The 10357-nt window shown below is 55.4% G+C and carries 7 protein-coding genes and 1 other RNA gene (1 of these 8 running past the window's edge); 3 read left to right on the top strand and 5 right to left on the bottom strand.

Annotation, left to right across the window (positions count from 1 at the left end; all coding sequences use genetic code 11):
* Together proB and ssrA are read right to left on the bottom strand one after the other, a co-directional pair.
* Positions 1–327, bottom strand: the 5' end (the start) of a protein-coding gene (proB, locus tag ACYQ15_RS02165; protein ID WP_459935889.1) for a glutamate 5-kinase. 816 nt of this gene lie to the left of the window's left edge; only the first 327 of its 1143 coding nucleotides appear in the window; its start codon is at positions 325–327; its stop codon lies beyond the left edge, outside the window.
* Between the two features lie 433 nt (positions 328–760).
* Positions 761–1118, bottom strand: a transfer-messenger RNA (tmRNA) gene (gene ssrA, locus ACYQ15_RS02160).
* A 604-nt stretch (positions 1119–1722) separates the two neighbouring features.
* On the opposite strand from ssrA, the gene ACYQ15_RS02155 reads away from it, so the two are divergent.
* Positions 1723–2616 carry a YihY/virulence factor BrkB family protein gene (locus ACYQ15_RS02155; RefSeq protein WP_459935888.1) on the top strand — a complete coding sequence of 298 codons (894 nt, stop codon included), beginning with the start codon at positions 1723–1725 and terminating at the stop codon, positions 2614–2616.
* A gap of 290 nt (positions 2617–2906) precedes the next feature.
* Here ACYQ15_RS02155 and ACYQ15_RS02150 read toward each other — a convergent pair whose 3' ends face one another.
* The 3 genes from ACYQ15_RS02150 to ACYQ15_RS02140 form a co-directional block, all read right to left on the bottom strand.
* Positions 2907–4544: a phospholipase D family protein gene (locus tag ACYQ15_RS02150; protein ID WP_459935887.1), complete on the bottom strand. Its 1638-nt coding sequence runs from the start codon at positions 4542–4544 to the stop codon at positions 2907–2909.
* Between the two features lie 4 nt (positions 4545–4548).
* Positions 4549–5451 carry an NAD(P)-dependent oxidoreductase gene (locus tag ACYQ15_RS02145; RefSeq protein ID WP_459935886.1) on the bottom strand — a complete coding sequence of 301 codons (903 nt, stop codon included), beginning with the start codon at positions 5449–5451 and terminating at the stop codon, positions 4549–4551.
* 470 nt (positions 5452–5921) lie between these two features.
* On the bottom strand, positions 5922–6803 hold the full coding sequence (locus ACYQ15_RS02140) for a P-loop NTPase (protein ID WP_459935885.1): 882 nt from the start codon (positions 6801–6803) through the stop codon (positions 5922–5924).
* Positions 6804–7233: 430 nt separating this feature from the next.
* Between ACYQ15_RS02140 and ACYQ15_RS02135 the strand changes: the two genes are divergently transcribed.
* Both ACYQ15_RS02135 and mgtE read left to right on the top strand, forming a co-directional pair.
* Positions 7234–8331 carry an NAD(P)H-dependent flavin oxidoreductase gene (locus ACYQ15_RS02135; protein ID WP_459935884.1) on the top strand — a complete coding sequence of 366 codons (1098 nt, stop codon included), beginning with the start codon at positions 7234–7236 and terminating at the stop codon, positions 8329–8331.
* Between the two features lie 592 nt (positions 8332–8923).
* Positions 8924–10294 carry a magnesium transporter gene (mgtE, locus tag ACYQ15_RS02130; RefSeq protein ID WP_459935883.1) on the top strand — a complete coding sequence of 457 codons (1371 nt, stop codon included), beginning with the start codon at positions 8924–8926 and terminating at the stop codon, positions 10292–10294.
* Positions 10295–10357: the final 63 nt, after the last annotated feature.

Raw genomic sequence — 10357 nt, 5'->3', positions numbered from 1 at the left:
GGCCGTGACCTTGCCGAACCGTTCGAACGCTTCATCATAGGCGTGCATCAACCTGCTCTGTCCTATTGCGGCGGCTGCCTGCTTTTCCGGCAGGTGCACTCCCAGGCATAGATTTGAAATCACCTTCCGCCCGGCGGCCACGGCTCCGGAAGAAACCAAAACCAGATCCAACCCCCGATCGTGCAGCGACGACATCTGGTCCGCCAAACGCGAAACCACGCGCAGATCAAGGCCCTGTTCCGACGTCAGTACGGCACTGCCCACCTTGATCAAAATCCGTTTTGCGTTCGCCAGCACCTGATGACGATGTTCTTTCCAATCACTCATAGCTTTATTCCTTGAGTATCTTGCCATCCCCCGCAATGCTCTTCCGCCATGTCAACTGAAGAAGCCCTGCCGCCCCGCTGCCACTCGCGAATCTGCTGATCCGGAATCAGCAACGCCGATTCCTGTCGGAGACATCAGCCCCATTTTCGCACAGCCGAAAGCCTGACGAAAGGCTTCGCGGCATTGATGAGGGCAGGATCCCCTGCTGACGTTTCGGTGAATACTCATTGAAATGCCGGATGAAAAGCCCCGGCAAATGGCCATATGACAGTCTGTCCTTCCGATCCTGAAAACGAAGGAGCCATATCCAATCCAGATGGTGATTCCGATGTGAATTATGGCCCTGCCATGGGCTGAAGAAACAAAAAAAGGAACAACACCTTCGTGTTGCTCCCTGATTTTGTTGACCTTGTTATTCCGAAATCCAAGTGTGTGGTGGAGGCGGCGGGAATCGAACCCGCGTCCGAGAACGGTCCGCCAGCGACGTCTACAGGCTTAGGACAGGTTTAATTCTCGCCATGAAAGCTGCCCCTGTCCAGGCGGCTCCAAGGCCAGTTCGTCTGTGTCTCGCCTTGATTCCCGACGAACAGAGGAATCAAGGCCAGCCTGAAGTGTCGTCGCTTCTATCGGCTTACCAGGCGATGGGCCGGAGAAGCGCTGGCTGTCTTAAGCAGCCAGGGCGTATTCGCGATCGTTGGCAGTTGAATGCCTGCTGCGTGTTTAACGAGGCCTCGCAGCACCTCGGCCTGCAGCCGTGGTTTCATCATCCCCGTCGAAACCAGGGCGCCCCCTTGCGTGGAAGACCTCTATTATAGTTTTTGCCATTGATTTGGCAAGGGGTGTTGAACAAAAAAATCTTCGTCTGTCTTTTGCTTTACGCCATTATTCACCTCGTGAGTTACGATTCGATCACGGCATCCGCTCAGGAAAAATACATGTATCCATGTATATGATGTTCGTTCACGTAACGATACCCTGTTTCCATGGGGCAGAGGATTTGGCGAATCCGCAATGAATCATTGATTTGTGGCAACGAGCAGGAGCTATGAGGCGACTTCAGAACCTCAACCCACTGTCCAACTAAAAATCTCAAACGAAATGATAACTTTTCAGCTTCGTTCCGGTTTGTCTCAATTTTTCAGCCTCGCAACTCCTTCGTCGGCCTCACAACATCGAACCATTGCTCGAATAAACATCCATTGGCACTTCAGGCGATTGGCACAGGTTCGACGACGAATCCTGGCTCAGTCAGACAGGCGATGCCAAAAAATCGAGACATTCCGGAACAATCCAGGTTTATCATGAAAAGTGCTGAGTAGTTATTGGTTACCAACATTATGATGGCCGTCGCCATGAATTGGGTAGTCCGTGGATGGCGAGTCCGTGGAGGCTGTAATGATTAAAGGCATTTCCATGAAGCAGTTCGTGCTTGATCTCAACCAGGAGATCAATAACGACAACGTCTATAATGGCGCCGCGGCGTTGGGATACTATCTGACGCTTGCCATTTTTCCAGCAATGATTCTGCTCATGACCATCATCCCCTATCTGCCCATCGAACGAGTGGATGAGGCAATTATGGACCTGCTGGGGCAGGCCCTTCCGGACGAAGCCTACGACATGGTTGCCGAGGTGGTGGTCGATGTCACGGAAAATCGGCGCGGAGGCCTCCTGTCCTTCAGTCTTGCCGGAACGATATGGGCGGCTTCAACGGGAATGTACGCGGTCATGCAACAGCTCAATGTCACCTACGGCGTTCAGGAGGCCCGCAGCTTTGTTCGGGGGCGAGCCACGGCTTTCATGCTCAGCCTGCTGTTCGGCCTGCTGGTGATAGGTGCATTTTCCCTCATCGTCCTCGGCGGCATCATTGAGGATTGGATGGCTGACCAGCTCGGCATGAGTGACGCCCTGATCATGGTCTTTGCCGCCTTTCGATGGGTGGTCATCGTGCTTGCTCTGTTTTTGGGGTTCGCCTTGATCTACCGGTATGCGCCCAATGTCGAACAGAAATTCAAGTTCATCACCCCGGGCAGCGTGTTCGGCGTGGTCATGTTAATCATCGCGTCTTTAGGCTTCTCCATCTACACCAGTAATTTTGCCGACTACGACGCCACCTACGGCAGTATCGGCGCGGTGATCATTTTGATGTTGTGGCTCTATGTCGCCGGACTGGTGATTTTAATCGGTTCGGAGATCAATGCCGTGCTCGAGCATTATAGTTCCCACGGCAAGCGCAAGGGCGAAAAGAAGGAGGGGGAGCACCAGGGTGAGAAATTGCAGGATCGGTAACGCACAATAATTTCATAGCTTCATAAGCGGCTTTGCCCGCAACCCGGTTATCAGTTATCCGTTATTTGTTATCAGGTAATCAGGTAATTGCTCAAAAAGATCGGATGATGAAGTTCCCTGCGCAAGGATACTCATCGACGCGGAGTTTCGTGAGAAAGCTACGGGGGCCATGCTCCAGCCGGAACTTTGCCCTGAGTGCGTTACACCGTTGCCGCACTGGGGTGCGGCGCTCCCAGGTTTCATCTTCATTGCCCCAAGTTTTGAGCAGTTACCCGGCGCGCCTGAGTCAATCAGAGCAGCCACTCGATGGGCAACCGGGCGAGAATCCGGATGGCGACCCGTTGCAATGGCGTCGTGCCCGGCTCGATGTCATGGTGAATCAATCGGCCCTCATCCAGCTCAAGCCAGTAGAGTTGTCCCGCTTCGTCCAGCCGCACTTCGTATGCATTGGCCGGTATGACTGTCTCAAAGGCGGTCGCAATTTTTTCGGCCAAAGACGGGCTGTCAATGACGAAGCCGAGTTCGGTGTTCAGCTTCGCGGAACGGGGATCAAAGTTGAACGAGCCGACAAAGACACGTGATGCATCCACGGAAAAAGTCTTGGCATGCAGGCTGGCCCCAGAGCTACCAAAAGGTCCCGCCTCGCCCGAGTACTGTTGCATCGTGGATGAGAGCTTGAACTCAAACAGAGTAACTCCGGCAGCGAGCAGATCCTTGCGTCGTTTGGAGTAACCGGCATGGACGGGAAAAACGTCGGTGGCCTCCAAAGCATTGGTCAGCACCTTGATCTGCACTCCCTCTTCGGCCATGGCCGCGAAAGCCGACACTCCCGATTCCGTGGGCACGAAATAGGGGGAGATCAAGTCCACTTCCCTGGACGGCACACCGATGATATCGCGCAATTGAGGGATAATCAGGTCTTCAGGCGCACCATCCGGCATGATCTTGTCTGGATCGTCGCTGACCATGCGTACCGTTGTCCACTCCAGAGCCAGGTTCCCGGAAGTCAGGTCGTTCACAAACCGTGATTCCCGCACGGCGTCCAGATAAATTTCCACGTGAGGGCTTATATCCAGTCGCCGAACTCCCAACTCGGCGACGTCTGCCTGAGGCAGAATGGCTTCCACCGGATATGCCGCTCTGCTCTGCCAGTAGCGATCGAAATTGGCGGACACCTCTTGGACCACGGCACCGACTGTCAGAACGTCCAGATCCGCAAAAAGAATGTCGTTGGTCGCGCCGAAATACTCATCCCCGATATTCCGCCCGCCGACGATGGTGACCATGTTGTCCACGGTGAAGGACTTGTTGTGCATTCGACGATGGGCGCGTGAAAAGTCCAAGATGAAGTTCAACGCACGGAAGTTGCGAAAGACGAAGGGGTTGAACAACCGCACTTCAAAGTTGGGATGTGCGTTCAATCTCGCCAAGGTCTCGTCCAATCCGGCCGTGGGCAAATCGTCCAGCAGCAGACGGACTCTGACTCCACGTTCGGCAGCATGATGCAATGCCTCAAAAAGCAGATTTCCGGTCAGATCGTTACGCCAGATATAGTACTGAACGTCCAGGGTCCGCTCCGCCGCCGCGGCCAGCAGAACACGGGCCGCAAAGGCGTCCTTGCTGGTTTGTAGCGCGAAAACGCCGCTCATTTCGGGATGCAGGTCCACCAAAGGCGCAACAGTCTTGCCCAGGTAGGTGTATCGTGCTTCCTCCGCCGCCAGTGCGGAAGATTCGGTTCGCGATTCCAAGGTCGGCAGGGAGCGACAACCCATCGCCATCAGGCTGACCAGGAGTATCAAGACGCAGGCAATCGCCGGGAACACGTCGCGTAGTGGAACCGCCACCAAGCTGCTATTCCGGCGAAAGCGGAGTTCGGCGTCCAGGGCCGACCAAGAACAGGGATCTGTTGGCAGTGAGGAATTACTCATCAACTCACTTCATCTTCAGCAAAGCCTGATACAGGGCCTGGGTGCCATCACGGCCATGACCCAGGGCTGAGGCCTCTTTATAGATACGTTCCACCAGATCCAGACCCGGCAGATGAATGCCCATGCGCTGGGCTTCATCCAAGGCTATGCCCATGTCCTTGATGAAATGATCGATCATGAAGCCCGGCGCGAAGTCGCCCTTGAGGATGCGCGGAGCGAGATTCTCCAGGGACCAGCAGTAGGCGGCGCCCTTGGTGATGGAATCCAAAACCCTGACGGGATCGAGACCGGCCGCAGCCGCGTAGACCATGCTTTCACAGACGCCGATCATGGTCCCGGCAATGACGATCTGGTTGCACATTTTCGCATGCTGTCCGGCACCGGCCGGTCCCTGGTAAACGATGTTCACGCCCATCAACCGAAACAGCGGCAGAATCGCCTCAAACGCCACTTCGTCTCCGCCGACCATGATGGACAGCTTGGCGTTTCGCGCTCCCACATCTCCTCCGGAGACCGGCGCATCCAGAGAAAAAGCCCCCTGCTCGCGGGCGGCATCGGCAATGTTTACTGCCAGGCTTGGACTGGTGGTAGTCATGTCCACGCAGACGGCTCCGGATTTCAAACCCTTCAGGATTCCCGATTCGCCGAAGTAGACCTCACGCACGTCCGGGGGAAAACCGACAATGGAAAAAACCACGTCCGAATCATGAGCAACAGCCAGGGGCGACTCAGCCCAGACCGCGCCCCTGTCCAGCAAAGGTTGGGCTTTGGATCTGGTCCTGGTGAACACCGAGACTTTGTATCCGGCATCCAGCAGATGCCCGCACATGGACAAGCCCATCACTCCCGTTCCGACCCAGCCGATCCGGGCGGTTTCAGGCGACACGCTCGGGAATTTATCCGTCATGATTTCCTCCTTGAATAAAACAGTAGTGGCCCTTTGGGATCAACACAGCACACATTGCGTGCCCTGCCTCAGCAAATCGAGTTAGGAGTCGGATTCTGGTGTCAAAAACCCGGCCTCCACATGGCCAACGTTTCCGAGACCGATAATGTTGAATGTAACTACTCAGCTGAGGTCCGGGTTGCTTTGATTTTGCGGCCTCGCCAACTCCTTCGCCGGCTTCGTAACACCAAACCATTGTATGAATAAACAACACTCGTGCTCCAAGAGTCCGGCAGTGGTTCGGTGAACGAATCCTGGCTCAGTCAAACAGGCGAGACCGCAAAATCAAAGCAACCCGGACCATCCCTGCTTCAACTGTTAATAGTTACTGTTGAATAATGATTTATTCAAACGAAAACGTCCAGACTGCAAAGCAGCAGCCTGGACTTGAAAACAGCAACGACAAGCAACATATTATGACGAAATGATGATTACTTCTTGCCTCTCTCCCCGGAAGCGTCGGCCGTGGCCAGAATCGGTTTGACGATTTGATTCATGGCCTGGGCAGTTTGGCCTTCCGGATGCACGCGGAGAAAGGCGAACCCCTCGTCTCCGGCTCGAACCACCTCCGCATCCAGGGGTATGCGTCCCAGAAAAGGCACGCCCGTCTCGCGGGCAAGGGCTTCTCCCCCGCCGCTGCCGAAAACGTCGTCCACTTCACCGCATTTGGAGCAAACATGACCGCTCATGTTTTCCACAATGCCCAAAACCGGGTTTCCCACCTCAGCGCAGAATGTCACGGATCGGCGCACGTCGTCCACAGCCACCCCTTGGGGCGTTGTGACGATCAAAGCCTTGGCTTCGGGACCCAGCAACTGGAGGACGGAAAGAGGTTCGTCGCCGGTTCCCGGAGGGCAATCCACCACGAGAAAATCCAGATCGCCCCAACGCACGTCCCGCAGGAACTGCTTGATCATGCCCATCTTCACCGGCCCCCGCCAAATCACGGCTTCCCGGTTGTTGGGCAGCAGGAATCCCAAGGACATGACCCATAAATTGGGACCCGCATTGATTGGCTCCATACGGTTTGCATCGACCTGTGGCCGTTCTCCGGACAGGCTGAGCAGCCTTGGAACGCTGGGCCCATGCACGTCCACATCCAACAAACCGGTGATTTTGCCGGCCATGGCCAATGCCTGGGCCAGGTTCACCGCTACAGTGCTTTTTCCAACGCCTCCCTTGCCGGACAAGACAACGATCTTGTTCTTGATCCGGGCCAGATTGGCCTGCAAAATTTTTTCTTCTTCGCTCGGTTCGCTGCACCCCTTGTCCGAACACTTTTCCGAACAGGTTCCGCACGCATGTTCACCCATGATGCCATACTCCTGAAAATCTGATGTTGAAGGGTTGATGTTCAGGGTTGACCCGCTTGCCTATTGTGCAGGAGGTCCAACCTTTCAGCTTCAGTATCTGTCGCACCCCGCATACCGCTCAAGTTCCGCAATCCGTTAACATCGCTGTGGGGTAACGACAAAAATGGAACATACGGCAGGCTATCGGACACGTCCAGACCGGTTTCCTGGATTGGCTCATCCCGGTCCAGCGCGGAATTTTGCTGAGCGGTTCCTTTGGGAAACCATTACCGCTTGACATTATGAAAAAAAAACAGTGGGAAAGGTGGCGGCGCTTCATTGCCGATAGTCCGGGAATGATATATCATGCCGAGTCCACAACAGGACAGGAAAATCATCAACTTCATTTTTTCCATAACAGGGGAATCCCTTTCGGGAGGATATGCAAATTATGACATTACCCAGTTTATCTTTCGGGGATTTAGTTGCCAGGACGCCAATTGTTCAAGGTGGAATGGGCGTGGGCATATCCCTTTCCGGCCTCGCGTCAGCCGTAGCCAACCAAGGCGGCATCGGGGTCATCTCCGCGGCCATGATCGGCATGAATGAGCCGGATCTCGCCAAGAATTATACTCAAGCCAATATTCGTGCTCTGCAAGAGGAAATTCGCAAGGCCAAGGAAATGACCAAGGGCATTCTTGGCGTGAACATCATGGTTGCCCTGAGCAATTTCGCCGATCTGGTCCGCACCTCCATTCAGGAGCGTATCGATATTATCTTTTCCGGAGCCGGATTGCCCTTCGACCTTCCGAAGTATCTCACGGAAGAATCTCACACCAAACTTGTGCCCATTGTCTCATCCGGCCGGGCCGCGGCCATCATCTGCAAAAAATGGATATCCAAGTTCAACTATGTTCCGGACGGTTTCGTCGTCGAAGGCCCCATGGCCGGCGGCCACCTGGGCTTCAAGGCGGAACAGCTGGACGACCCCGAGTTCCAGCTCGAAAACCTGGTTCCGCAGGTCATCGAAGCGGTCAAGCCTTTTGAAGAAGAACACAATCGTTCCATTCCCGTGATTGCTGCCGGTGGCATCTTCTCCGGCGCGGACATCTGCAAGTATCTGCGCATGGGCGCCGCCGGCGTCCAGTTGGGGACCCGTTTTGTCGCCACCCATGAATGTGATGCGGAAATGGCCTTCAAACAGGCCTTCATTGACGCCCAGGAAGGTGACGTGACCGTGATCAAAAGTCCGGTGGGCATGCCCGGCCGGGCGTTGAAAAACACATTTCTGAATGATGTGGAAGAAGGCAAACGCAAGCCCTTCAAGTGCCCCTACCACTGCATCGTCACCTGCGACATCAAGAAAAGTCCGTACTGCATCGCCCAGGCTCTGGCCAACGCCAAGAAGGGCCGGATGAAGCTGGGCTTCGCCTTTGCCGGGCAGACCGCGCACCGTGTGGACAAACTGCTCTCGGTCAAGGAATTGATGGAATCGCTGGAAGCCGAATACAACGAAGCCTGCGCAGGACCGGCTCCTGCCGAAAACTAAACGCCGGGCATCTTAAACCCAACGCTGAAGCCATCTCAAGGCGGGGGATCAGATCTCCCGCCTTTTTTTATCGCCAAATAGAAACAGATCCGGACACCCCTGTCTGACCGACCCAGGCATCGTTCTTCAAGCATTGCCGTAGGCAGAGAGCAAAGTCTTTTGTTATGACAACGCAACGGCTTGATGATCCGAAGCCGGCGCGTGAGTTTCAATCCTGCCAATCAGGTAAACCAAAATGCCCTGGAGCCTTGCCTCTTGTATTCACAGAGGAAAACAGATACAGCCGCGTTGAGCTTTGACGGCACTTCGTATGTTCACTCTTTTGCCGTTGCAATGACGTGCCAAAACATCCTGCACAATTTGACGCAATCATCAATAATTACGTTGGCATTTTCGCCGGCTTTGACGGAGTCAATAAGAAATGGACGATGGCGGTAGTAGTACCCGAAAATCTCAACCTCCCTCAGCCTTGCCCAATGGTCCTCAAAGGACGCCGCGCCACGCCGGAACGTTCCACTTGTAAATCTTAGATCGTTCCTGTCCGGGTTTACCTCCGCCGCGTCCCTCAAGACCACGGGCCTGGAGGCAACCCATGAAAGATCCTCTCCTCATCAGTACTTTGCGCGAGTATATTGATGCCGGGAATCCCAAAGCACTGCGGGATTTCTCGGCTTCCCTGCACCCGGCGGATCTGGCCGATTCCCTGGATGAACTGGCGCCGAAAGACGCATCGTACGTCCTGGAGACGTTGTTCTCGCATCAGAGCGCGGAAGTGCTCGGGCAGCTTGACTCAGACCTGCAGATGGACATCATGCTCCGGATGTCCGACATCCGACTGGCGGACATTGTCACGAACATGTTCTCCGACGAGCGGGTGGACCTGATCCAGCTCCTGCCCGAGGAACGACGCCAGAACGTTTTACGCCTGCTGGCCAAGGCCGAACGAGAAGACATCATCCGTCTGGGAGCCTACGAGGAAGGAACCGCGGGCGCGATCATGACCTCGGACTATGCGGTGCTCAAGCCCACGCTGACCACCCGCCAGGCGCTGGACAAGCTGCGTTTGGAAGCTCCGGACAAGGAAACCATCTACTATGCCTACGTCATTGATGAACAACGCCGGCTGCTGGGCCTGATCTCCCTGCGTGACCTGATCATGGCCACGCCGGAAAAGAAGGTCGAGGACATCATGCGCCGCGATCCGGTGCGGGCCAATGTCGCCGACGACCAGGAAGACGTGGCCAAGACCATGGCCAAATACGATATCCTGGCCCTCCCGGTGACCAACGGCAACGACGCCCTGGTCGGCATCATCACCTTCGACGACGTGCATGACGTCATTGAAGAAGAGGCCTCGGAAGACTTTCACCGCATGGGATCCATTGCCGAGGGATTCGGCCCCTCGGCATCCGACCTCAGCGGATTCAAACCAGCTGACATTTATTATCTCTTCCTGAAGCGCGTTCCCTGGCTGCTGGCCCTGGTCTTCGTGAACATCTTTTCCGGCGCGGGCATCGCTTTTTTTGAAGACACCATCCAGGCCGTGGTCTCGCTGGTCTTTTTCCTGCCGCTGCTGATCGGCAGCGGCGGCAATGCCGGCTCGCAGTCCGCCACCCTGATGGTCCGCGCCCTGGCCACGGGAGAAGTGCACATGAAGGATTGGTTCAAGCTGCTCGGCAGGGAGATCGTCATTGCCCTGGCCATCGGCCTGTGCATGGGCTTTGCTGTTTCCCTGATCGGCATTTTTCGGGTTGGTCCGGACGTGACCGTGGTTGTCGCCTTGAGCATGATCACCATTGTGCTCATGGGCTGTCTGCTGGGGATGTCCCTGCCCTTCCTGCTGACCCGAATGAAGCTGGATCCCGCCACGGCCAGCGCCCCCTTGATCGCCTCCCTGGCCGACATCGCCGGCATCGTCATCTATTTCGGCATCGCGACCTGGTATCTGGGACTGCAGTACTGACCCATCACGAATCTTCACTCGCAATCGCAATCGAAATCGAAATCGAAATCGCAATCGAAGCGA

It is taken from the genome of Desulfonatronum parangueonense (genome assembly GCF_054656975.1).
This window is presented reverse-complemented; position numbering and strand designations above follow the sequence as displayed.

What these genes read in the sequence shown, in the direction of transcription:
- ACYQ15_RS02155 (WP_459935888.1), top strand. Translation starts at nt 1,723, where the DNA reads ATGATTAAAGGCATTTCCATGAAGCAGTTCGTGCTTGATCTCAACCAG.
- mgtE (WP_459935883.1), top strand. Translation starts at nt 8,924, where the DNA reads ATGAAAGATCCTCTCCTCATCAGTACTTTGCGCGAGTATATTGATGCC.
- ACYQ15_RS02145 (WP_459935886.1), bottom strand. Translation starts at nt 5,451, where the DNA reads ATGACGGATAAATTCCCGAGCGTGTCGCCTGAAACCGCCCGGATCGGC.
- ACYQ15_RS02140 (WP_459935885.1), bottom strand. Translation starts at nt 6,803, where the DNA reads ATGGGTGAACATGCGTGCGGAACCTGTTCGGAAAAGTGTTCGGACAAG.
- ACYQ15_RS02150 (WP_459935887.1), bottom strand. Translation starts at nt 4,544, where the DNA reads ATGAGTAATTCCTCACTGCCAACAGATCCCTGTTCTTGGTCGGCCCTG.
- ACYQ15_RS02135 (WP_459935884.1), top strand. Translation starts at nt 7,234, where the DNA reads ATGACATTACCCAGTTTATCTTTCGGGGATTTAGTTGCCAGGACGCCA.